Below are 23,973 nucleotides of genomic sequence, written 5' to 3' on the forward strand. Positions count from 1 at the left end.
CATGCGCATCGGCGAGCTGGCCGCACACGCCGGGACCACGACCCGGACGCTGCGGTACTACGAATCACGGGGGCTGCTGCCCGCACGGCGGGACGGCAACGGCCACCGGACGTACGACGAGCACGACCTGAAGCTGCTCAGGCAGATCAGGACGCTGCAGGACTTCGGGTTCGACCTGGAGGAGACGCGGCCGTTCGTGGAGTGTCTGCGGGCCGGGCATCCCGAGGGCGACTCGTGCCCCGCCTCGCTCGCGGTCTACCGGCGCAAGCTGGACGAGCTCGACGCGCTGATCGGCGAGTTGCAGGCCGTGCGGGCGACGGTCGGCGCACAGCTGGCGAAGGCCGAGCGCGCGCAGTATGAGCTGGGCGCCGATGCGTCGGTTCCGGGTGGCCCGGAGCCGCTGTGCGAACTGGGAGGGCGGGACCTGTGATCAAGGCGGACGGCGTGACCGACGTGACGGACGCGGACTTTGAGTCAGAGGTGATCGACGCGGAGCTTCCGGTGCTGGTGGAATTCACCGCCGACTGGTGCCCCCCGTGCCGGCAGATGGGGCCGGTGCTCCGCGCCCTCGCCGAGGAGGAGGGCGACCGGCTCAAGGTGGTCCAGCTGGATGTGGACACCAACCCGGAGACCACGAACGCCTACAAGGTGCTGTCGATGCCGACCTTCATGGTGTTCCGCGGCGGCGAGCCCGTGAAGTCGATGGTGGGCGCCCGGCCCAAGCGGCGCCTGCTGGAGGAGCTGTCCGACGTGCTCTGAGTCTACGCAGTACAAAAGGAATCCCCCGAGCAATTGCGCTCGGGGGATTCCTTTGCGTATATTCAATGGTTCGCGACTTCAAGGAGATTGAGTCGCTGATAAGTTTAGTGAGCACAGTATATCCGGGCGGGAGTGGAATTGTCAAACACCGACTTTCCAGACAATGAATTGCGGCACGAGCAGGAATTCGTCGACGGACTGTACGTCCGCGTCGACGCCCTGCGCGGCCACACCGAGGACTCCCTCACGGACGCGCTCGCCCAGGGCAACACGCCCATGCAGGCCCGGCTGGAGCGGGACATCCTGGTCGCCGAACGCTCGGGACTGCTGGCCGCGCTGAACGCGGTGGACGGTTCCCTCTGCTTCGGCCGGATCGACCTGACCTCCGGGGTCAGCCACCACATCGGACGTATCGGCCTGCGCGCCGAAGACGCCGACCGCACGCCGATCCTGATCGACTGGCGGGCCGACGTCGCCCGCCCCTTCTACCTGGCCACCGGCCACACCCCGATGGACCTGCGCCGGCGCCGGCACATCTCCACCGAGGGCCGCCGGGTCACCGCCCTGCACGACGAGATCCTCGACCTCGGGGACCAGGAGAGGACCGGGCACGAGGACCCGACCGGTGACGCCGTACTGCTCGCCGCGCTCAACTCCGCGCGCACCGGCCGGATGAGCGACATCGTGCGGACCATCCAGGCCGAACAGGACGAGATCATCCGCGCCCCCCACCGGGGCGTCCTGGTGGTCGAGGGCGGCCCCGGCACCGGCAAGACGGCGGTGGCCCTGCACCGGGCCGCCTATCTCCTCTACGAACACCGGGAACTGCTGGCCCGGCGGGCCGTCCTGATCGTCGGCCCCAACCCCGCCTTCCTCGGCTACATCGGCCAGGTGCTGCCCTCGCTGGGCGAGACGGGCGTGCTGCTGTCGACGGTCGGTGAGCTGTTCCCCGGCGTGAAGGCGACCAAGGCGGACACCCCCGAGGCGGCCGCGGTGAAGGGCCGCGCCGAGATGGCCGACGTGCTCGCCGACGTCGTACGCGACCGTCAGGCACTGCCCGACCCGGTGATCGCGATCGAGCACGACCGCGAGATCCTGATGCTCGACGACGGCCTGGTACGGGTCGCCCGCGAGCGCACCCGGGCTGCCAAGCTCCAGCACAACGCGGCACGCGAGCACTTCGAGGGCCACATCCTCAACGCGCTCACCGAGCTGTACGCCGAACGCGTCGGCACCGACCCCTACGACGGGTCCAGCATGCTGGACGCGAGCGACATCACCCAGATCCGCGACGAAATCGCCGAGAACCCCGAGGTCTGGTCCGCCATCGACCAGCTGTGGCCGAGGCTGACCCCGCAGCGCCTGGTCGCGGACTTCCTCGCCGCGCCCGAGGAATACGTCGGCGACGAGGACGCGGCCGCCATCCGCCGCCCGGTGACCCGGGCGTGGACCGTGGCGGACGTACCGCTGCTCGACGAGGCGGCCGAACTGCTGGGCGAGGACGACCGGGTGGCGCGGGCACGCGCCGAGCGGGAGCGGGAGAACCAGATCGCCTACGCGCAGGGCGTGCTCGACGTGTCGTACGCCTCCCGCACCTACGAGTTCGAGGACAAGGAGGACAGCGATCCCGAGTCCTCCGAGGTGCTCTCGGCGCACGACATCATCGACGCCGAGCGGTTCGCCGAACGCCACGAGGAGGACGACCACCGCAGCGCCGCCGAGCGCGCGGCGGCCGACCGCACCTGGGCGTTCGGGCACATCATCGTCGACGAGGCGCAGGAGCTGTCTCCGATGGCCTGGCGGCTGCTGATGCGGCGCAGCCCGACCCGCTCGATGACCCTGGTCGGCGACCCGGCGCAGACCGCGGAGGCGGCGGGCGTCGGCTCGTGGTCGGGCATCCTCGAACCGTACGTCGAGGACCGCTGGGAGCACACCCGCCTCGGCGTCAACTACCGCACACCGGCCGAGATCATGGACGTCGCGGCGGCCGTGGTGCGCGCGGAGCACCCCGGCTTCGAGCCGCCGAGTTCGGTGCGGTCGACGGGGGTACGGCCCTGGGCGCGCGCGACCGACGACCTGCCCGGCGCGGTGGCCAAGGCGGTCGGGGAACTCACTCCGACAGAGGGCCGGTTGGCGGTCATCGCCCCCCGCGAGCTGCACCGCGCGCTGGCCGCCCGCCTGGACGGCGTGACGGCCGGCGCGGAGCCCGACCTGACCCGGACGGTCGTACTCCTCGACCCGCGTCAGGCCAAGGGCCTGGAGTTCGACTCGGTGCTGGTGGTCGAACCCGGCCGGTACGGCACGAGCGACCTGTACGTGGCGCTGACCCGGGCCACACAGCGGCTCGGCGTCCTGCACACCGGCGAGCTGCCGAAGGCGCTGGCGGGCGCCTTCGAGTAGGCAGCGTGCACGATCCCGACAGCCGCTACCTCCGCATCACCAGCCGGAGCTGACGATCTAGTGCCCCGACAGGCAACGTTCGCCCCGTCGCGACGCCCGGCACGCACTCTCGCCGCACCGGCCGAAAGCCCAAGTACGTCCAGTACGAGGGCTTCCGGCCGGCACGCCGAGAGCACGCACCGGACGCCGCTCCTTAACGGGCAAACGTTGCCTGCCGGGGCACTAGGTTGACCCCATGGGCCTCTTCGACAGACTGACCGGCACCAGATATCCCGATGCCGGCGTCGCACCGCTGTCCGCCACGGAAGTCCGGGCCGCGCTGCTCGCGTTCAACGGGCCGGACGTGCCGTACCGCGTGCGCGGCGGTCTCCCCGAGGAGAAGGCCGACCTGGTGGCGGAGTGGCGGATGGTGCGGTCTGTCGTGGGGTCCGTCCCCCGCAAGCAGCTGGAGCGGACCTTCAAGATCCGGATGCGTCTGGTCCCGCAGAAGCACGAGGTGCGGGCCCTCGACGAGCAGTGGAAGGTGACGCGAGTCGGGGACTCGCAAGGGCTCGTCGTGGCGCGTGAGTACGGCCGCGGGCCGGCGCCCTCCCGGTCGTGGACGTACGAGCGGGGACCCGACGGGCGCCGGCGCATGGTGGAGCGGACCGGTGTCGGCCCGCAGGAGATGAAGAATCCCCTGCGGGACGCGGTCCTCGGCGCGGGATGGACCTGGCGCGGAGTGCTGAACAAGCCGTGACCGGCGGGTATCACCTCACGTTTCAGGCCGGCCGCAGCCACACCGTCGCCAGCGGCGGCAACGTCAACCGGATGCTCGCCGGACGGCCGTGCCACCCCTGCGGCTCCGGCTTGATGATGTCCGGGTTGGTGACGTCGCTGCCGCCGTACCGCCCCGCGTCGGTGTTGAGGGTCTCGTGCCAGGCGGGGATGTCGTCGGGGGCGCCGAGGCGGTAGTCGTGGCGGACGACCGGGGAGAAGTTGGAGACCGCCAGGAGGGGGGTGCCTTCCGCGTCGTACCTCAGGAACGCGAAGACGTTGTCCTCGGCGGCGTCTCCGACCACCCACTGGAAGCCGGACGGTTCGATGTCGAGCTGCCAGAGGGCGGGGGTCGCGCGGTAGACGGTGTTGAGGTCGCGGACCAGGTCGAGGACGCCACGGTGGTCGGGCCCCGCCCCGTACGCGGGATCCAGGAGCCACCAGTCCGGGCCGTGCGCCTCGGACCACTCCGCTCCCTGGGCGAACTCCTGGCCCATGAACAGCAGTTGCTTGCCGGGGTGGGCCCACATGAAGCCCAGATACGCGCGGTGGGTGGCACGCTGCTGCCACCAGTCGCCCGGCATCTTCGACACCAGCGAGCGCTTGCCGTGGACGACCTCGTCGTGCGAGATGGGCAGGACGTAGTTCTCGCTGTAGGCGTACACCATCGAGAAGGTCATCTCGTTGTGGTGGTACTTGCGGTGGACCGGCTCGTGGCTGACGTAGTCCAGCGAGTCGTGCATCCAGCCCATGTTCCACTTCAGGCCGAAACCGAGGCCCCCGAAACCGCCCGGACCCATGTGGTGCGTGGCGCGCGTGACGCCGTCCCACGCCGTGGACTCCTCCGCGATGGTCACCACGCCCGGCACCCGCCGGTACACCGTGGCGTTCATCTCCTGGAGGAAGGCCACCGCGTCCAGGTTCTCCCGGCCGCCGTGCACGTTCGGCGTCCACTGGCCGGGCTCGCGCGAGTAGTCCAGGTAGAGCATCGAGGCGACCGCGTCCACCCGCAGCCCGTCGATGTGGAACTCCTCGCACCAGTACACGGCGTTCGCCACCAGGAAGTTGCGCACCTCCCGACGGCCGTAGTCGAACTCCAGCGTGCCCCAGTCGGGGTGCGCGGCCCGCAGCGGGTCCTCGTGCTCGTACAGCGGACGGCCGTCGAACTCGGCCAGCGCCCAGTCGTCGCGCGGGAAGTGCGCCGGCACCCAGTCCATCAGCACACCGATCCCGGCCTGGTGCAGCGCGTCGACCAGGTACTTGAAGTCGTCCGGAGTGCCGAGCCGGGCCGTCGGCGCGTAGAAGCCGGTGACCTGGTAGCCCCAGGAGCCGCCGAAGGGGTGCTCGGCGACCGGCATCAGCTCGACGTGGGTGAAGCCCAGGTCCTTGACGTACGCCGGAAGCTGCTCGGCGAGTTGCCGGTACGTCAGGCCGGGCCGCCAGGACGCCAGGTGGACCTCGTACACGGAGAACGGCGCCTCGTGCGCGGGCGCGTCCGCCCGGCGCGCCAGCCACTCCTCGTCGTGCCACTCGTGGTGCGAGGCGTGCACGACGGAGGAGGTGTTGGGCGGGGTCTCCGTACGACGGGCCAGCGGATCGGCGCGCAGGGTCTTCGAGCCGTCGGGCCGGGTGATCTCGAACTTGTACAGCTCGCCCTCGCCGATGCCGGGCACGAACAGCTCCCAGACGCCGGTGCCGCCGAGCGAGCGCATCGGGAACGCCGATCCGTCCCAGAAGTTGAAGGTGCCGGCCACCCGCACGCCCCGCGCGTTCGGCGCCCACACCGTGAATCGGGTGCCGGTCACGCCCTGGTGCGTCATCGGCTCCGCGCCCAGCGCCGTCCACAGCTGCTCGTGCCGGCCCTCGCCGATCAGGTGCAGGTCGAGATCGCCGATCGCGGGCAGGAATCGGTACGCGTCCTCGGTGTCCTGGACCGTCCCGTCGTACGCCACGAGAAGCCGGTACGCCGGGACCTCCCGCAGCGGCAGCAGGCCCGAGAAGAACCCGTCCCCGTCGTCGTGCAGCTCCGCCCGTTCGTCCCCGGCGACGACCGTGACGGACCGCGCGTACGGCCGGAAGGCCCGGAAGGCGATCCCGCCGGGTACGGGATGCGCGCCGAGCACCGCGTGCGGCTCGTGGTGGGTGCCGGCGAGCAGCCGCTCGCGGTCACCGGCGTCGACGGCGGGGGAGAGGCCCTCGATGGCCTCCGGCGGCTGAGCGGGGTTGGCTGCGGTGACCCTCTTGGCGGCGACCTTCTTGGCCGTCGTCTTCTTCGCGGCGGTCTTCGCGGTGGCCTTCTTGGCCGTCGTCTTCTTCGCCGTCGTCTTCTTGGCTGCCGGGGCCGCCTTCTTCGCGGTCGGCGCCGCCTTCCTGGCCGCGGCCTTCTTCGTCACCGCCTTCTCGGGGGTGGCCTTCTTCGCAGCCGCCTTCTTCACCGCTTTCTTCGGCGCGGTCGCCTTCTCCGCGGCCTTCTTCACACTCTTCGCGGCTTTGGCAGCGGTCTTCTTCGGTTCCGGACCGCTGGACGGGGTGCGGGTGGTCACGGGTGGAGCCTCCTAGAGGATGTGACGTAACGCTCGATCGCGGCCATCGGTACGGGGAGCCAGTCCGGGCGGTGCCGGGCCTCGTAGACGACCTCGTAGATCGCCTTGTCCGTCTCGTAGGCCCGTAGGAGCACGGGGTCGGTTCGCGGATCCACCCCGCTGACCTCGGCGTATCCCGAGCAGTACGCGGCCCGGCAGGCCTCGGCCCAGCCCGGCACCGGCACCTCGGCCGAGTGCGCCGCGTAGTCGAAGGAACGCAGCATCCCCGCTATGTCCCGGGCCGGCGGCTGCGGCATCCGTCGCTCGGCCAGCGGCTTCGACGGCTCGCCCTCGAAGTCGATCAGCCACCACTGCCCGGCGGGAGAGCGCAGGCACTGGCCCAGGTGCAGATCGCCGTGGATGCGCTGCGCGGTCCAGGTCCGGCCCTCGGCGGCCAGATCGCCCAGCGCGGTGAACGTGGAGTGCAGCCCGGGCGCGTACGGCCTGAGCGCCGGCACCGCCTGCACGGCCGCCTCCAGGCGCTCGATCATGCCGTCGGCCAGCAGGTGCAGCTGGGTGTGGCCGAGGGTCACCGTGGGCAGGGCCCGGGCGAGCGCCGTGTGCACCTCGGCGGTGGCCCGCCCGAGCGAGCGCGCCTCCGCGCCGAAGTCCTCGCCCTTGGCCAGCTCCCGCAGCGCCAGCTCCCAGCCGTCCGCCGCGCCCTGCACGAACGGCTGGAGCACACCCAGGACGTACGACTCACCGGCCAGCTCGGCCCGTATCCATCCCGTCGGCGCCGGCACCCGGGGGCAGCCCTCGCGGGCCAGCGCCAGCGGCAGCTCCAGGTCGGGATTGGTACCGGGCACGATCCGGCGCAACAGCTTCAGGATGAACGTATCTCCATAGACGATCGACGAGTTGGACTGCTCGGCGGTCATCACGCGGGGCACCAGCCCGTCCCGGATCTCCTGGTGCGGGTCCCGCTCGAAGCGCAGGCCGCCGATGCGGGCGCGAGAGCGCACCGCCTCCAGGAGCAGTTCGGCGGGCCGGGTGTCGTACAGGGCGTCGTACACCGTGTGTCCGGCGAGCGGCCCGTCGTCGAGATGTCCGATCAGCGCGGGCGCGAGCCGGGGTGGCAGCGCCTCGCGCACGCCTATCAGGAGCTGGTAGCAGTCGCCCGGCTGGGTCGAGGTGCCCAGCGAGAGCGGCTGGTGGGCGCGCACGAGCAGGTGGTAGAGGCCGAGCTTCGCCGTGGGCGGCAGCAGCTCGGTGGCCGCCACCAGGGAGAACCCGGTGACCGGACGACCCTTCCCCGCGAACCAGCGCTGCCGCGGCAGCCACTCCTGCAACAGGGGATCCAGTGACGCAAGGAGGCCGGGACTGCCGGGACTTGTCGTGGCGATACGTGTGACGGCTTCCGACATGGCGTCGCGTCCTTTCCCCGGGCGGTCGGGGTGTTACTGATGCGTGCCCCGGGCAGGGCGGGAGAAACCGCCCCACCCGGGGTTCTGCCGCTGTCTACGCGGCGTCCTTGCGCAGCCGGAACCAGTAGAAGCCGTGGCCGCCGAGAGTCAGCAGATACGGCAGGTCACCGACCGCGGGGAACCGGACCCCGCCGAACAGCTCGACCGGATGCCGCCCGTGGAACGCGCTGAGGTCCAGCTCGGTGGGCTGCGCGAACCGGGAGAAGTTGTTGACGCACAGCACCAGGTCGTCCTCGTACTCCCGCAGGAACGCGATCACGGCCGGGTTGGAGGACGGCAGCTCCCGGTAGGACCCGAGCCCGAAGGCCAGGTTCTGCTTGCGGATCTCGATCATGCGGCGGGTCCAGTGCAGCAGCGAGGAGGGCGACGACATCGACGCCTCGACGTTGGTGACCTGGTAGCCGTAGACGGGGTCCATGATGGTCGGCAAGTACAGGCGACCGGGGTCACAGGAAGAAAAACCTGCGTTGCGATCCGGTGTCCACTGCATGGGGGTGCGGACGGCGTCCCGGTCGCCGAGCCAGATGTTGTCGCCCATGCCGATCTCGTCGCCGTAGTAGAGGATCGGCGAGCCCGGCAGGGACAGCAGCAGGGCGGTGAAGAGTTCGATCTGGTTGCGGTCGTTGTCCAGCAGGGGCGCCAGCCGCCGCCGGATGCCGATGTTGGCGCGCATGCGGGGGTCCTTGGCGTATTCCGCCCACATGTAGTCGCGCTCTTCGTCGGTGACCATTTCCAGGGTCAGCTCGTCGTGGTTGCGCAGGAAGATGCCCCACTGGCAGTTGGAGGGGATCGCCGGGGTCTTGGCGAGGATTTCCGAGACCGGGTAGCGCGATTCCCGTCGCACGGCCATGAAGATCCGCGGCATGACCGGGAAGTGGAACGCCATGTGGCATTCGTCGCCGCCACTGGCGTAGTCGCCGAAGTAGTCGACGACGTCCTCCGGCCACTGGTTCGCCTCCGCCAGCAGCACCGTGTCCGGGTAACTGGCGTCGATCTCCTTCCGGACCCGCTTGAGGAAGTCGTGGGTGGCCGGAAGGTTTTCGCAGTTGGTGCCCTCCTGCTGGTAGAGGTACGGCACCGCGTCCAGCCGGAATCCGTCGATGCCGAGGTCCAGCCAGAACCGGAGTGCGGAGATCATCTCCTCCTGGACAGCCGGGTTCTCGTAGTTCAGATCCGGCTGATGGGAGAAGAAGCGATGCCAGTAGTACTGCTTGCGGACCGGGTCGAAGGTCCAGTTGGAGGCCTCGGTGTCGACGAAGATGATCCGCGCGTCCTGGAACTGTTTGTCGTCGTCGGCCCAGACGTAGTAGTCGCCGTACGGTCCGTCGGGGTTGTTCCTCGACTCCTGGAACCACGGGTGCTGGTCGCTGGTGTGGTTCATGACGAAGTCGATGATCACACGCATGCCGCGCTGGTGGGTGGCGTCCACGAACTCCACGAAGTCGGCGAGGTCACCGAATTCGGGCAGTACGGCGGTGTAGTCGGAGACGTCGTATCCGCCGTCCCTCAGGGGTGACTTGAAGAACGGCGGCAGCCACAGGCAGTCGACGCCCAGCCACTGCAGATAGTCCAGTTTGGCGGTCAGCCCATTGAGGTCGCCGACGCCGTCACCGTTGCTGTCCTGGAAGGAGCGGACGAGGACCTCGTAGAAGACCGCGCGCTTGAACCACTCCGGGTCCCGGTCCTTGGCGGGAGTGTCCTCGAAGGTGTCCTGGACGGGCTCGTTGACGATCATGTTGTGGGTGACCCTCCGATCTGCGGGGTGGACGGTCGCAGGACGCTGAAGACGTGCGCGGGCACACGGCCCGGCTCGAGGCGCACATAGTTGTTCCTGCCCCAGTGATAGGTCTCGCCGGTGAGCTCGTCGCGCACCGGCACCGACTCGTGCCATTCCAGGCCGAGTTGCGGCATGTCCAACGAGACCGTGGCCTCCTGGGTGTGGTGAGGGTCGAGGTTGACGACGACCAGAACGGTGTTCGAGCCCCGCCGCTTCGAATACGCGATCACCGCTTCCTGGTCCGCGTGGTGGAAGTGGAGGTCGCGCAGCTGTCGCAGGGCCGGGTTCGCGCGCCGGATGGCGTTGAGCCGGGTGATGAGGGGGGTGAGGGTGCGGCCTTCGCGTTCGGCGGCTTCCCAGTCGCGGGGTTTGAGCTGGTACTTCTCCGAGTCGAGGTACTCCTCGCTGCCCTCCCTGATCGGGGTGTTCTCGCACAGTTCGTAGCCGCTGTAGATGCCCCAGGTGGGGGAGAGGGTGGCGGCCAGTACGGCCCGTGCCTCGAAGGCGGGGCGGCCGCCGTGCTGGAGGTAGGCGTGCAGGATGTCGGGGGTGTTGGTGAAGAAGTTGGGCCGCATGTAGGCGGCCGCTTCCCCGGAGAGTTCGGTGAGGTAGTCGGTCAGTTCCTGCTTGCTGTTGCGCCAGGTGAAGTAGGTGTAGGACTGCTGGAAGCCGATCTGGGCCAGGGTGTGCATCATCGCCGGGCGGGTGAACGCCTCGGCCAGGAAGATCACGTCGGGGTCGGTGCGGTTGATGTCGGCGATCACCCGCTCCCAGAAGACGACCGGTTTGGTGTGCGGGTTGTCGACGCGGAAGATCCGCACCCCGTGGTCCATCCAGTGCCGCAGGACGCGCAGGGTCTCGGCGATCAGGCCGTCCATGTCGGCGTCGAAGGCGATGGGGTAGATGTCCTGGTACTTCTTCGGCGGGTTCTCCGCGTACGCGATCGTGCCGTCGGGGCGGTGATGGAACCACTCGGGGTGTTTGTGTACCCAGGGGTGGTCGGGGGAGCACTGCAGGGCGAAGTCCAGCGCGATCTCCAGCCCCACCTCGCGGGCTCGGGTCACGAAGTGGTCGAAGTCCTCGAGGGTGCCCAGGTCGGGGTGGACGGCGTCGTGGCCGCCCTCGGGGGAGCCGATGGCCCAGGGCACGCCGACGTCGTCGGGTCCGGCGGAGAGGGTGTTGTTGCGGCCTTTGCGGAAGGTGGTGCCGATGGGGTGGATCGGGGGCAGGTAGACCACGTCGAAGCCCATGGCCGCGATCGCGGGCAGGCGGCGGGCGGCGGTGCGGAAGGTGCCGTGCGGGCGTTCGGGGGTGCCTTCGGAGCGGGGGAAGAACTCGTACCAGGAGCCGTACAGGGCGCGTTCGCGTTCCACCCGCAGCGGCAGGGTCTGGGAGGCGGTGACCAGTTCCCGCAGCGGATGCCGGGCCAGCACCGCGTCCACCTCCGGCGTCAACGCGGCGGCGAGACGCGTCGCGACCGGCAGGGAGTCGTCGCGCAACACCTCCACAGCCGCCAGCACCGCCGCCCGCGCCGGGCCCGCCGGGACTCCGGCCGCCGCCCGCTCGTACAGGTCGGCGCCCTCCTCCAGGACCAGTTCCGTGTCCATCCCCGCCGGGATCTTGATCTGCGCGTGGTGCCGCCAGGTGGTGACCGGGTCGCTCCAGGCCTCGACGCGATACGTCCAGTTGCCCACGACGTCGGGGGTGACCTCGGCGCCCCACCGGTCGGTGCCGGGGGCGAGTTCCCGCATCGGCGTCCAGGGCCCCGGCCGGCCCTGAGGATCCTTCAGTACGACGTTGGCGGCGACGGCGTCGTGCCCCTCGCGGAACACGGTGGCCGAGATCTCGAAGGTCTCGCCGGTCACCGCCTTGGCGGGCCTGCGTCCGTGCTGGACGACCGGGCGGACGTCGAGTACGGGTATGCGCCCGATGGCCGTGGCCTCGCCCGCGGAGGGTGGCTCCAGGGCGAAGGCGTCCGGCGGTCCGGCGTCGACCGGGCGCACGGGGCGTGCTTCGGTGGGGGATGTCGGAGGTGCTGACGAGTGGTGCGTGGCGGGCATGACCGCTCCTGTCCGCGTCAACGTGGGTGGGCGGATGGCTGTGGGGAGGTGGGTCCTGCGTGGTGTCCCTGGAGACTCTATGCGCGGGGCGTACCGGAGGAGCCTTCCCACCCTATTCGGGTGGGCAATCCGGCACTTTGTTAACTACTCACGCGTATGTCTACACACAAGACCGGCCCCGTTCTGGCCGAACGGGGCCGGTGCCGGGACTTGGCCGGTCTGTGGCTGGTGGTTGGCCGCTGTCAGCGCGGTACTTGCAGAAGTTTGTTCGGTGAGCCGAGTCCCCGTCCGGAGACCTTTCCGGACGCGGCCTGCGCGACCAGTGCCTTGCCGACCTGGGCGGGCGTGGCCTTGCGATGGTCCGCGAGATACAGCGCGGCCGCGCCCGCCGCGTGCGGCGACGCCATCGACGTACCGGAGAAGGTCGCCCGGCTCGTGTTGCTCGTGTGGGACGCGGACGTGATGGCCACGCCCGGGGCGAACAGGTCGAGCGCCGCGCCGAAGTTGGAGAAGCCCGGTTTCGTGTCCTGCCTGTCGGTCGCGCCCACCGTGATCGCCTGCGGCACACCGGCGGGGGAGTAGAGGCCGGCCGGCAGCCCGTCGTTGCCCGCGGCGACCGTGTAGGTCACACCGGACGCGATGGAGTTGCGTACGGCGGCGTCGAGCTGGGCGTTGTAGTAGCCCCCCAGGCTGAGGTTGGCGACCGCGGGTTTCCTGGCGTGTTTTGTCACCCAGTCGATGCCGGCGATGACGCGGGCGGTGGTGCCCGCGCCGGCGTTGTCGAGGACGCGTACGGCGACGACCTTGGCCTTCTTGGCGACGCCGTACGTCGTGCCGGCGACGGTACCGGCGACATGCGTGCCGTGTCCGTTGCCGTCGTTCGCCGTCCTGTCGTTGCCGACGAAGTCCCAGCCGTGACTCGCCCGGCCGCCGAAGTCCTTGTGCGTGGTCCGGATGCCGGTGTCGATCACGTACACCGTCACACCGGCGCCCCCGGACTCCGGCCAGGTGTAGTTCTTGTTCAGCGGCAGGTTCCGCTGGTCGATGCGGTCCAGGCCCCAGGACGGCGGGTTCTTCTGGGTGTGGTCTAGGGCCTGTGTCGAAAGTGGCGTCGTCCGCCCGGAGGGCGGGCCGGGCGGCGTCTGGTGCGTGCTCTCGGCGTGCCGGGCGGAAGCCCTCGTACTGGATGTACTTGGGCTTTCGCCCGGTGCGGCGAGAGTGCGTGCCGGGCGTCGCCCGGCAGGCGCCACTTTCGACACAGGCCCTAGGGCTACACGGGTGTCCTGGACGACCGAGGCGACGCGGGAGTCGGCCGCGAGGCGCCTGGCCTGTCTCTCGTTCGCCTGCACGGCGTAGCCGTTGAGGACCGTGCCGTAGGTGTGGCTGATTTTCGCCCCGTATGTCTCGGCGAGGTCCTTTCCGGCCGCCGAGGGAGCCTTCGTTCCTCCCTTGAGCGTCACCAGGTAACTTCCGCTGACGGAGCCGGGCTGTCCGGCGCCGAGTATCCGCCCCTCCGGTGCGGCGTGCGCGGGCAGGGTGATGGCCGAAAGGGCCGCGGCACAGGTCACCGCGGTCAGGCCCCCCGCCCGGCGCAGACGCCGCGTTCGCGTCCGTGCCATGGCTGTGTACCCCCTCCTCAACTCGGCGCACAGCGGCCTAGGTTGGCCGTGTGTACGGCTGTCCGGACCGGTACGCCGGTGATGGCAGCCTCTCGCGTGGGGTGAAGTACCACAAGGACGCCTACAGGGGCGGAACCGGCCAAATCGGCTTGGCCGAACTGGGTCACTTCGCAGCCGACTGAGTCGGGCGGTTCGTGGGCATGCCCGGAGGGCTGGGGGCGGAGCCCCAGCGAGTGAGACAACAACACCGGTACCGTCAAGAGAGACGACGACGCAGCAGGCGTCCCATTCAGCGAACGCGTTGAGGTGGCAAGTGAAGGCGATCCGTCGATTCACCGTCCGACCCGTCCTCCCGGAGCCCCTGCAGCCACTCAGTGACCTCGCGCGCAACCTGCGCTGGTCCTGGCACGCGGAGACCCGCGACCTCTTCCAGTCCGTCGACCCCGAGCGCTGGGCGGTCTCCGGCGGCGACCCCGTACGGCTCCTCGGCAGCGTCCGCCCGGCACGACTGACCGAACTAGCCGAGGACCGGCCCTTCCTGCGCCGCCTCTCCGCGGTCGCCGACGACCTCCACGACTACGTCACGGGCGAGCGCTGGTACCAGACCCAGGCCGCCGAACTCCCCGCCGCCATCGCCTACTTCTCACCCGAGTTCGGCATCACGGCCGCCCTGCCCCAGTACTCCGGCGGCCTCGGCATCCTCGCCGGCGACCACCTCAAGGCGGCCAGCGACCTCGGCGTACCCCTCATCGGCGTCGGGCTGCTCTACCGGCACGGCTACTTCCGCCAGACCCTCTCCCGGGACGGCTGGCAGCAGGAGCACTATCCGGTGCTCGACCCCAACGAACTGCCCCTCACCCAGCTGAAGGAGTCCGACGGCACCCCCGCCCGGGTCTGCCTCGCCCTGCCCGGCGGCAAGCAGCTGCACGCCCGGATCTGGCTGGCCCAGGTCGGCCGCGTGCCCCTGCTGATGCTGGACTCGGACGTCGAGGAGAACGACCTCGGCGAACGCGGGGTGACCGACCGGCTCTACGGCGGCGGCAGCGAGCACCGCCTCCTCCAGGAGATGCTGCTGGGCATAGGCGGAGTCAGGGCCGTACGGACGTACTGCCGCCTCACCGGCCACCCTGCCCCCGAGGTCTTCCACACCAACGAGGGCCACGCGGGCTTCCTCGGCCTGGAACGGATCGCCGAGCTCTCCGCCGAGGGGCTGGACTTCGACTCCTCCCTCGAAGCGGTCCGCGCCGGCACCGTCTTCACCACCCACACCCCCGTCCCGGCCGGCATCGACCGCTTCGACCGCGAACTGGTCGCCCGCCACTTCGGCCCCGAGGCCGAGCTCCCGCGCATCGACGTCGAACGCATCCTGCACCTGGGCATGGAGACCTACCCTGGCGGTGAACCCAACCTCTTCAACATGGCCGTGATGGGCCTGCGCCTCGCCCAGCGCGCCAACGGCGTCTCGCTCCTGCACGGAGGGGTGAGCCGGGAGATGTTCTCGGGACTGTGGCCGGGCTTCGACCCCGACGAGGTGCCGATCACCTCCGTCACCAACGGCGTGCACGCCCCCACCTGGGTCGCCCCCGAGGTCTTCCGGCTCGGCGCCCGGCAGATCGGCGCCCAGCGCACCGAGGACGCCATGACCGTCGGCGGCTCGGACCGCTGGGACGCGGTCGCGGACATCCCCGACCAGGACATCTGGGAGCTGCGCCGCAACCTGCGCGAGCAACTGGTGACGGAGGTACGGGAGCGGCTGCGCGCCTCCTGGCGGCAACGCGGCGCGGGCACGGCCGAGCTGGGCTGGATCGACGGCGTCCTCGACCCCGACGTCCTCACGATCGGATTCGCGCGCCGAGTCCCGTCGTACAAGCGTCTCACCCTCATGCTCCGCGACCGGGACCGCTTGATGGACCTCCTCCTGCACCCGGAACACCCGATCCAGATCGTCGTGGCGGGCAAGGCGCACCCGGCGGACGACGGCGGCAAACGCCTGGTCCAGGAGCTGGTCCGCTTCGCCGACGACCCGAGGGTCCGCCACCGCATCGTCTTCCTCCCCGACTACGGCATGGCCATGGCCCAGAAGCTCTACCCCGGCTGCGACATCTGGCTGAACAACCCCCTGCGCCCCCTGGAGGCCTGCGGCACGTCCGGCATGAAGGCGGCGTTGAACGGCTGCCTCAACCTCTCGGTCCTGGACGGCTGGTGGGACGAGTGGTTCCAGCCGGACTTCGGCTGGTCGATCCCCACGGCGGACGGCGCCGGCACGGACGCCGACCGCCGCGACGCCATAGAGGCCGCGGCGCTCTACGACCTCCTCGAACAGCGCGTGACCCCGCGCTTCTACGAACGCGGCCAAGGCGGGCTGCCGGACCGCTGGATCGAAATGGTCCGCCAGACCCTCACCCTGCTCGGCCCGAAGGTGCTGGCGGGCCGCATGGTCCGCGAGTACGTCGAACGCCTCTACGCCCCCGCGGCCCACGCCCACCGCACACTGGATCCCGACTCGGCACGCGAACTGGCCGAATGGAAGTCCCGCCTGCGCTCCTCCTGGCACGGCGTCACGGTCGACCACGTCGAGACGACCGCCGCGACCTCCACGGCCGAACTGGGCACCACCCTCGGCGTCCGCGTCCGCGTCGGCCTCGGCGACCTCGGCCCGGACGACGTCGAGGTCCAGGCGGTCTCGGGCCGCGTCGACGAGGAGGACCACATCACGGACGCCACGACGGTCCCCCTGAAACCGGCGGGCGGCCCGGACGCGGAGGGCCGCTGGGCCTACGAGGGCCCCCTGTCCCTGGACCGCACGGGCCCGTACGGCTACACGGTCCGGATCCTTCCCGCGCACCGGCTGCTGGCGTCCAGTGCGGAGTTGGGGCTCGTGGTGGTGCCTTCGGAGGATGTGGTGGAGGGGGCGGGGGTTTTGATGCGGTGAGCGGGAGTACCGCGGGGCCGGAAGGTCAGAGGGACTCGTCGCGCTGATCGAACCGCTCCATGAGACTCTCCAGTTCGGCATTGAGTTCGTCCGCCATCACCTTCAGGTTGTATTCGGCGCCTGCCAGGAGTTCCCGCACCTCGGCGGGCACGAGATCGAGCTTGACCAGGTCGTGGTTCAGGAGGATCTTCCGGAAGGCCTGCTGGTCGAGCTCCAGCTCGTGCACGTCCGGGACGTAAGGGGCCTTGGGGATGGACAGGCCCAGGGTGAAGCGGGGATCCCTGGGCTTGTTGTCCTGTTTCCGACGCAGGGGCAGCACCCGGACCCTGGGCTTGATCCTGATCCCGGCCGCCTGCTTCGACCGGGCCCGCAGGTGGGCGCGCCAGCGCGGCCAGCGGGTGCGGCGCAGTTCCTTCCGCTCCGCGCGGCGACGGCGGGTTCGGGCCAGCGCGTGAGCCTCCCGGGTCAGGGTCCTCCACACGTCGACCCCTGCCCCGGCGAACAAGGCCAGGTCCGCGATCTCGGACAGCAGCGGCCCCACGGCCGAAGCGAACTCGCGTTGCGTCGTGGCCAGTTGCCGGTAGAGGAGTGTCGCGGTCACCGCACACCGGACCGCTTCGACGTGCCGTCCCCTCCGGCCGAGCACTTGGGCACGGGTGCGCAGCACGCGGGCGAGCGTCGGGCGGTAGATCGTGGGTTGGTCCTCCACCAGCTGCAGTGTCACGCGCAGACACTCGTCGAGGACCAGACCCGCCTCCTGGGTCTGGTCGAGCTCACCCAGCTCCAGGGCCTGGTTGTGGAGCGACTCGACCAGGGCGGGTAGGTAGGCGTCCGGGTAGGCCTGGGCGAGTCTGCGGCGGATACGCACCGCCTGGGTCACCGCTTCGACGGCCGGGGGCCCCGGGGAGAGGCGGTTCGCCCGGTTGTGCAGTGCGCCCGCGAGGAGGGCGAGATGGTGCCGCGTGGGACGATCGCGCACCAGTTCTTCCAAGATCTCCACGGCTTCCTCGCTGACCGCGCGCGCCTCCTGTGGCAGATCCCGCTCGGCCAGCACCACGGACAGGTTGTTGAGCGCCTGCCCCAGCCGGGCCCGGTGCGCCACCGTCGAGGTCGGCGTCGTTGCCCCCGGCGTCGCCGGCTCGCCCGCCACCAGCTGCCGGTTGACCTGGACCGCCTCGGCGCAGTCCGCCAGCGCCTCCCGGTACCGCCGTAGTTCGGACAGTGCGGCCCAGCGCACGCCCAGTGAGTCGGCCAGCAGCGGCAGATACGCGGCCGGATCGCTGCGCGCGAGCGCCCGGTAGAGCCGTACCGCCCGGCGGCTCGACTCCACTACGTCTGCCCAGCGGCGCACGGAGCTCAGCCGCACCGCGTAGTTGTGCTCGGCGCGCGCCAAGCCGGCCCGGATGTGCGCGGGCGCGAACGCCGGGACGCCGCGGGCGAGGCGAGCCCGGTGGCGGTGCGCCTTGACCAGTTGCCGGGCGAGTTCCAGAGCCTGTTCGCCCAGCAGCCGACTGCGGTCGGGCACCGCCGCATGAAGGTTCTCCAGCAGGTCGAGCGGCAGATCTCTGCGCGCGGTCAGCAGGCGCAGCGCGTCCAGCAGGAAGCCCGGGTTCTCGGAGCGCCCCGCGACCACTGCGGCGGGCACGGCCAGCGCGGCCGGATGGGCGACGATCAGCCGCTCCACCTTCCGGTCCAGGTCCGGACAAGGGCAGCCCGCCTGGGCCGTCGCCCGGGCCAGCACGGTCAGCGCCCGTTCGGCCTCCCGCCCGCGCAGGTGCGGCAACAGTCCGGTCAGCAGGTCGTTGTTGTCCCGGATCCGCAGGGCCACGTGGTACTCGCCGAGCAGATCGGGTTCCAACGCACCCCAGTAGGACGACTCGACCGGCGGATACAGCTCATGCAGCCACTCCGCGGCCGCTGCGACCCGCTCCTGGGCGAGGCCCGGCACAAGCGACAGCAGCTCCGTGGCCCGCTCCGGATCGGCGGCTCGGGTCAGCGTGGCCACCGCCACCGCGTCGGCCAGCACGTCCTGGTCGAGGCCGTCCAGCTTGGGCCACGAGCCGGCGGTGCGTTTCCAGTACCGCTGTTCGTGACCGAGCAGCTGAGCCTGGACGTCGAGTTCGACGCGCGCCTGCGCACCGCGTTCCTCGCGCGGCTGTGCCCGGCCGGCGACCTGCCGGTCGGCCGCAGTCAGCAGGTCCAGCAGGGCCCGCATGTGCAGGTCGAGGGCGGAGCCGTTGCAGGTGTCCCGGTACGACCACGCCAGTACCGCGCGGGCGACGGCACCCCAGTCGACGCGGGCGTATTCCGTGAGCTCCCTCAGGTCCGGCAACCTGCGGGCCAGTGCCCGCACGGCCGCCCGGTACATCCGGGCGCGTTCGGCGGAGGTGGTGGCGACGTCGTGCAGTTCCACGGTGCGGGCCCCGCTGAGCACGCCCGCACTGTGCCGTGTCGCGCCCGGCAACTGCTCCCACCACTCGCCCGCGCTCCGGGCGATCAGGACCATCCGTACGGAGTGGTGCCCGCCCCGCGCCTTCAGCGTCTCCAGTACGTTGCCGACCAGCTCGGGGCTGGTCTCGGCGTAGTCCATGACGAGCAGCATCCGCTGGTCGACCGCCGTCAGCGCTTGCAGTCCCTTCACCAGCTCGGCCCGTTCGGCGTCCGACTCGCGCAGCTGCGCGGTCACCCAGCCGCGCGTCGCCATTGTCACGGACAGCTCCCGGGCGAACCGTGACTTGCCCTGCCCACCGCGCCCGGTGATCAGTCGGGTGGCGAGACCGCCGCCCTCGGCGCACCATTCCCGGAACTCCCCGAGCTCGTGTTCCCGGCCGGTGAAGGGCACCGCCTCGGCCTGCGGGCGCAACAGCTCCGACGGCAGCCGGGGGCTGCGGCTGGGCACCGCGGGCTCGCACAGTGCCTCCAGCTCCACTGCCTCCGCGACAGGAACGTATCCGAGTTCCTGGCGCAGCAGTTCCCGCAGCTCTTCCTGGCGCAGCAGCCGGTGCGCCGGTACGACCTGGAGCTTGCCGTGGTTCCAGTGCGCGAGGTCCACGGTGACCACGCCGCACACCAGCGGCCCGCTCCACAGGGCCGCCCCGGACATCCCGCTCCACGGCGAGGTGCCGAGAGCGGCCGGGGCCCGGTCGACGGTGAGTTCCCAGTGCTCGCCGAGCATCCCGTCGCCCGGGCTGACCGTGCCCGAGACCTGGGCGGTCTCCAGCCCGTCGGGCCGCCGCGCACCCTGCACCCGGGCGAAGCCCAGGGCGTCCGCGTCCTGGCCCGCCCGCAGGGTCACGAACTGTCCGAACCGGACCGAGGAGTCGGCGATGTCGTCCGGCCAGCGCCCAGGTTCGACGCGCAGCACGGCCGCGTCGAGGCCGGCTGGACGGCCGTCCCAGACGATGTCCGCGGGTGCGAGCTGTCTGCCGGTGAACAGCTGTACCTGGACACGCACATGGGCGACCGACATCGCCGCCGTCTGCGGTTGCAACGCGTGGCCGGCCGTCAACACCAGCCTCGGCGCGATCACGCAGCCCGAACTGATGCGGTTGTGCTTGCCCTTGATGCTGGTACGGACGGCCGCCAGACGGCTTCTGTTCATGCCGGGTCGGGTGGGACGAACAGAGCCGTGTCGTCGTCCGCGGGATCACCACCGACGTCGGTGGCATCGCGGGAGATCTCCACGGACGTACCGTCGGACCGCTTCGGGGTGAGGGTCAGCGAGACCTTGTGCGTGCGGGTCCGGCCGGCCCTGCCCTCCGCATCGGCGGAGAGGACCCAGGCCTTGAAACCGGTCTTCACGGTGAGATCCCGGCGCAGCTCGACGGTGAATTCCATCGCTATCGGCCCGACTTCGAAGCGCAGGTCCTCCTGCTCGGCGGCGGCCGCGGCCCGCAGCAGATTGTCCCGGACGAGCCGAACGGCGGTGGCCAGTTCCAGTTCCTCGGGCATGCGTCCCCCATTCATCGCCCACGCGCGAGCGAGCGCCGTGGTCGCCGTGGCTTCGGGGACAGAGTGCCAGAGGGAGGGCCGAGCGGACCAACGCCCCTCAGATCCCCCGATGTCGTGGGCTGGCCTGATCCGGTGTACGGGGCGAACCGTCGCCCCGCTCAGCCCTCGTCCAGCCCGGCGCACAACCGCCGCAACACCGCCCCGCACCGCCGCGCATACGCATGCTGCAACCCCCGCGTCGCCGGCCCGCCCGCCCGGGCGTACCACTTCGCGCCCCGGCTGAAGGCGTTCACGGTCAGCCAGACCGTGCCGTCTCCCGTCCGGTCCACCAGGAACGCCTCCTCGCCGCACTCCGGGTGGCCGGAGAGTGTGCCGTAGGCCCAGCCCGCGCGGCGGTGTTCCTCCACTGTCCAGACCACGCGGCACGGGGCCTTGATCATGCCGGCGAGAGTGACGGTGACGTCGACGCCGGGGGCCGCGCGGTCCGCGGTCGCGTCGATGCCGACGCCCATCGCGCGGTGCATCTCCCAGGTGAGGACCGCCTCGGCCGCCCTGCGGAAGACGTCCTCGCCCTCGCCGATGCGTGTGCGTACGTGCAGGGGGTGGAAGCCGGGCGGGCAGTGGCCGCTCTCGCGGGTGGCGCCGACATCCTCGTACGTGAAGGACATGGGACCCAAGGGTAGGGCGGTGCCCCGGTGGCGCGGATTCCGGGTGTCGGTCGGCTTCAACTCGCCCCGGTGGTGGGTAGATTGGGGTCAAAGTCGGCAGTGTGACATCTCACGGGGAGCAGACATGGGCACGGCGGGAGCCGGCAGCGCCGAGATCGTGCGGGCCGGGGAGGCCCATCTTGAGCAGATCGCGGCGCTGGCCGAGGACTGGCGCCTGGACACCTCGGATCCCGAGCACGCGGGGCGTGATGGTTTCCTCGTCTCGGACTACACCGTCGATGACTACCGGGCCCACCTCGGCACCGCGGAGCACTTCTGGGTGGCCGTCAAGGGCGACACGGTGGTCGGCTATCTGCTGGCCTACAGCGACGAGCGCATCGGGCCCGACGAATGGCTCAACCACCGGATCAAGAGCACGCTCGGGGCGTTCCTCGTCATCAAGCAGATCTGTGTGGCCCGCTCGGCGGCCCGTTCCGGTGTCGCGTCCCAGCTCTACCACCACGTCCTGGAGCGCTGGTCGGGGAGCCCGGTGATCGCGGCGGTCGTCAGCGAGCCCTACAACGAGGCCTCCGCCGGTTTCCACCGCAAGCTCGGCTTCGACGAGCTCACCCGGCTGACCCCGCCCGACGGCAGGGAGCGGATGGTGTGGGTGTCGCGCAAGCCGCGGCAGGACCTGCTCCAGGCCCAGTACGCGATCGCCGTCGACCTGTACAAGCACGAGGACAACACCAACTGGCAGAAGCTGAACAACTTCTTCTACATCACCGCCGGCCTGGCGGCGGCGCTCGGATTCACGCTCGGTGTGGAGAAGGGCGCGAGCTCCGTGCACGACAGGGCGCGCGGCCTGGCGCTGATCATCTGCGTCATCGGCTTCGGGTGCGCGATCGCCTTCTCGCAGATGCTCCGCTTCGGCCGCCGTTACCTCAGCGCCCGCAAGAACGCCGCGTCGGCACTGGAGGAGTTGCTGGCCTGGCACGGCGGGCAGCGCATCGTGGCGCGGAACGCGGACGACACGGGCAACGAGTGGCTCAAGCAGTCGCCCACCGGTCTGATCATGGTCCTGCTGCCCATGCTGGTGGCGGTGTGCTGGGTCGCGATGTTCATGGTGATGATCGCGTACTGAGGCGCGACGCGGGGGAGCGGCACCCGGGAATGCCTTCGCCCCGGGTGCCGCCCATACACCCGCGCTCAGCTGACGTTGACCGCCGACCAGGCCGCCGCCACCGCCTTGTACTCCGTGCTGTCGGAGCCGTACAGCGCTGTCGCCGCGCTCAGCGTGCCCGTGCGGGCCGCCTTGTAGTTGGTGGTCGACGTGAAGTACGTCGTCAGCGCCTTGTACCAGATCTGCAGTGCCTTGTCCCGGCCGATGCCGGTGACCGAGGAGCCGTCGGACGTCGGTGAGTTGTACGAAACCCCGTTGATCGTCTTGGCGCCGCTGCCCTCCGAGAGGAGGTAGAAGAAGTGGTTCGCCGGGCCCGAGGAGTAGTGGACGTCCATGCCGCCGACGCCGGCGGACCAGGAGTCCACCGAGCTGCCGTCCTTGCTCGGCTTGTCCATGTGGCGCAGCGGGCTGCCGTCGCCGTTGATGTCGATCTTCTCGCCGATGAGGTAGTCACCCGGGTCGGAGGCGTTCTTCGCGTAGAACTCCACGCCCGTGCCGAAGATGTCGGACGTGGCCTCGTTCAGGCCGCCGGACTCGCCGGAGTAGTTCAGGCCCGCCGTGTTCGACGTGACGCCGTGGCTCATCTCGTGGCCGGCCACGTCCAGCGACGTCAGCGGGTGGGTGTTGCCCTCGCCGTCGCCGTAGGTCATGCAGAAGCAGCTGTCGTCCCAGAAGGCGTTGACGTACGCGTTGCCGTAGTGGACGCGGGAGTGGGCCGCCTTGCCGTCGTTCTTGATGCCGCTGCGGCCGAAGGCGGACTTGTAGAAGTCCCAGGTGGTCTGCGCTCCGTAGGCGGCGTCGACGGCCGCGGTCTGGTCGGTGGCGGAGCTGGAGGCCGCCCCCGTGCCCCACGCGTCGTCCGCGTCGGTGAACAGGGTGCCCGCCGAGGACGACGTGGTGTGCGACTTGTTGTACGTCTTGTGGCCGCCGCGCGTGGTGTCGTACAGCTGGTACGACGAGCCCGACAGGGTCGTGCCGAGCGTCACCGTGCCGCTGTACAGGCTCTTGCCGGAGCCGGTCTCGACGCCCTGGTACTCGTAGAGCTTCTCGCCGGTCGCCGCGTCGGTGATGACGTGCAGCTCGTTCGGGGTGCCGTCGTCCTGGAGGCCGCCGACGACCGTCTCGTAGGCCAGGACGGGCTTGCCGTCGGCCGCCCAGATCACCTTGCGGGGCGCCGAGTCGGCCTCCGTCTTCTTCGAGCCCGCGGCCTTCGCTGCCGTCAGCGCCTGCTTCTCGGCCTTGGCGGCGGGCAACTCGGCCGTCGTCGAGGCGACCTTGAGGGCGGCCTTCGTCGCCTTGGTGACGCCCTTGGTCGCGCCCGACTTCGACTCGTGCACGACCAGGTCGCCGCCGAGGACGGGCAGGCCGTCGTAGGTGCGCTCGTAACGGGTGTGGACCGTGCCGTCGACATCCTTGACGACGTCCTTGACGACGAGCTTCTCCTTGGCGCCGAGGCCTATTCTCTCGGCGGTCTCCGGCGCGGCCGCCTGCTGCTCCTCGACGAGGGAGGTGCGGGCGGAGGCCGACAGCAGGAGCGGGGCGCCGGCGAGGGCCGGCTTCCCGGTGGGGGCGGAGTCCGCGGTGGCGCTGCCGGTGGTCAGGCCGGTGGTGAGGAGGGCTCCGGCCGCGACAGCCGTCGCGATGGCCAGAGTCGTGCGCTTGTGACGCGCGTAGAGGGGAGTCACACAAGCTCCTTATGTGGGGGAGTACTGCGAAGTTGTGCGGCGGGTGAGGGAAGAGTGGCATCGGCGCCGCGTACATGTCATGACCCCCAAGTGATGTTGGCTGGAAAATGCCAGGCCGGTAAATATTTCGGGAACGTAAAAGAGGGTGCCGCCCCGGGGATTCGCACCACCGGGACGGCACCCTGCCTACGCGGCCCG

General features: G+C 70.4%; 15 protein-coding genes. 6 read left to right on the plus strand and 9 right to left on the minus strand.

The genetic code is table 11. The features are described 5' to 3' along the window. Window position 1 precedes the first annotated feature (1 nt). From Q4V64_RS36490 to Q4V64_RS36505, 4 genes are all read left to right on the plus strand, one after another. A complete protein-coding gene (locus Q4V64_RS36490) occupies window positions 2–430 on the plus strand; it encodes a MerR family transcriptional regulator (RefSeq protein WP_124439136.1) in 429 nt (142 codons plus the stop codon). A 14-nt stretch (window positions 431–444) separates the two neighbouring features. After that, complete coding sequence (gene trxA, locus Q4V64_RS36495; protein WP_124439135.1) at window positions 445–759, plus strand: thioredoxin; 315 nt, start codon at window positions 445–447, stop codon at window positions 757–759. Between the two features lie 168 nt (window positions 760–927). Next, on the plus strand, window positions 928–3,159 hold the full coding sequence (locus tag Q4V64_RS36500) for a UvrD-helicase domain-containing protein (RefSeq protein ID WP_124439134.1): 2,232 nt from the start codon (window positions 928–930) through the stop codon (window positions 3,157–3,159). A 235-nt stretch (window positions 3,160–3,394) separates the two neighbouring features. After that, window positions 3,395–3,898, plus strand: a complete 504-nt coding sequence (locus Q4V64_RS36505) for a hypothetical protein (RefSeq protein WP_124439133.1) — start codon at window positions 3,395–3,397, stop codon at window positions 3,896–3,898. Between the two features lie 22 nt (window positions 3,899–3,920). Here the strand turns inward: Q4V64_RS36505 and glgB are convergent, their stop codons facing one another. From glgB to Q4V64_RS36530, 5 genes are all read right to left on the minus strand, one after another. Then, entirely contained in the window at window positions 3,921–6,458 is a 2,538-nt protein-coding gene (gene glgB, locus Q4V64_RS36510) for a 1,4-alpha-glucan branching enzyme (RefSeq protein ID WP_124439132.1), read from the minus strand. Then, entirely contained in the window at window positions 6,455–7,861 is a 1,407-nt protein-coding gene (locus tag Q4V64_RS36515) for a maltokinase (RefSeq protein WP_124439131.1), read from the minus strand. The genes glgB and Q4V64_RS36515 overlap by 4 nt, the downstream gene beginning before the upstream one ends. 94 nt (window positions 7,862–7,955) lie before the next feature. Further along, window positions 7,956–9,656, minus strand: coding sequence for a maltose alpha-D-glucosyltransferase (gene treS, locus Q4V64_RS36520; RefSeq protein ID WP_124439130.1), 1,701 nt, complete (start codon window positions 9,654–9,656; stop codon window positions 7,956–7,958). Further along, the gene (locus Q4V64_RS36525; protein WP_303713777.1) at window positions 9,653–11,758 is read right to left on the minus strand and encodes an alpha-1,4-glucan--maltose-1-phosphate maltosyltransferase; all 2,106 of its coding nucleotides are present in this window, start codon (window positions 11,756–11,758) and stop codon (window positions 9,653–9,655) included. Before Q4V64_RS36525 ends, treS begins: the two co-directional genes overlap by 4 nt. Before the next feature lie 242 nt (window positions 11,759–12,000). Further along, window positions 12,001–13,377, minus strand: coding sequence for a S8 family peptidase (locus Q4V64_RS36530; RefSeq protein WP_124439125.1), 1,377 nt, complete (start codon window positions 13,375–13,377; stop codon window positions 12,001–12,003). A gap of 313 nt (window positions 13,378–13,690) precedes the next feature. Between Q4V64_RS36530 and Q4V64_RS36535 the strand changes: the two genes are divergently transcribed. Then, window positions 13,691–16,309: a glycosyltransferase family 1 protein gene (locus tag Q4V64_RS36535; protein WP_124439124.1), complete on the plus strand. Its 2,619-nt coding sequence runs from the start codon at window positions 13,691–13,693 to the stop codon at window positions 16,307–16,309. A 25-nt stretch (window positions 16,310–16,334) separates the two neighbouring features. Here the strand turns inward: Q4V64_RS36535 and Q4V64_RS36540 are convergent, their stop codons facing one another. The 3 genes from Q4V64_RS36540 to Q4V64_RS36550 form a co-directional block, all read right to left on the minus strand. After that, window positions 16,335–19,910, minus strand: a complete 3,576-nt coding sequence (locus tag Q4V64_RS36540) for a serine protease (RefSeq protein ID WP_124439123.1) — start codon at window positions 19,908–19,910, stop codon at window positions 16,335–16,337. After that, complete coding sequence (locus Q4V64_RS36545) at window positions 19,907–20,260, minus strand: trypco2 family protein (RefSeq protein WP_216377579.1); 354 nt, start codon at window positions 20,258–20,260, stop codon at window positions 19,907–19,909. Before Q4V64_RS36545 ends, Q4V64_RS36540 begins: the two co-directional genes overlap by 4 nt. Window positions 20,261–20,418: 158 nt before the next feature. Next, entirely contained in the window at window positions 20,419–20,928 is a 510-nt protein-coding gene (locus Q4V64_RS36550) for a DUF1990 domain-containing protein (protein ID WP_124439122.1), read from the minus strand. 124 nt (window positions 20,929–21,052) lie between these two features. Between Q4V64_RS36550 and Q4V64_RS36555 the strand changes: the two genes are divergently transcribed. Further along, entirely contained in the window at window positions 21,053–22,051 is a 999-nt protein-coding gene (locus Q4V64_RS36555) for a GNAT family N-acetyltransferase (RefSeq protein ID WP_124439121.1), read from the plus strand. Between the two features lie 65 nt (window positions 22,052–22,116). On the opposite strand, the gene Q4V64_RS36560 is transcribed toward Q4V64_RS36555, so the two are convergent. Continuing rightward, window positions 22,117–23,775 carry a M4 family metallopeptidase gene (locus tag Q4V64_RS36560; protein WP_124439120.1) on the minus strand — a complete coding sequence of 553 codons (1,659 nt, stop codon included), beginning with the start codon at window positions 23,773–23,775 and terminating at the stop codon, window positions 22,117–22,119. Window positions 23,776–23,973: the final 198 nt, after the last annotated feature.

Origin of the sequence: Streptomyces sp. NL15-2K (assembly GCF_030551255.1) — a bacterium.
Lineage (GTDB): Bacteria > Actinomycetota > Actinomycetes > Streptomycetales > Streptomycetaceae > Streptomyces.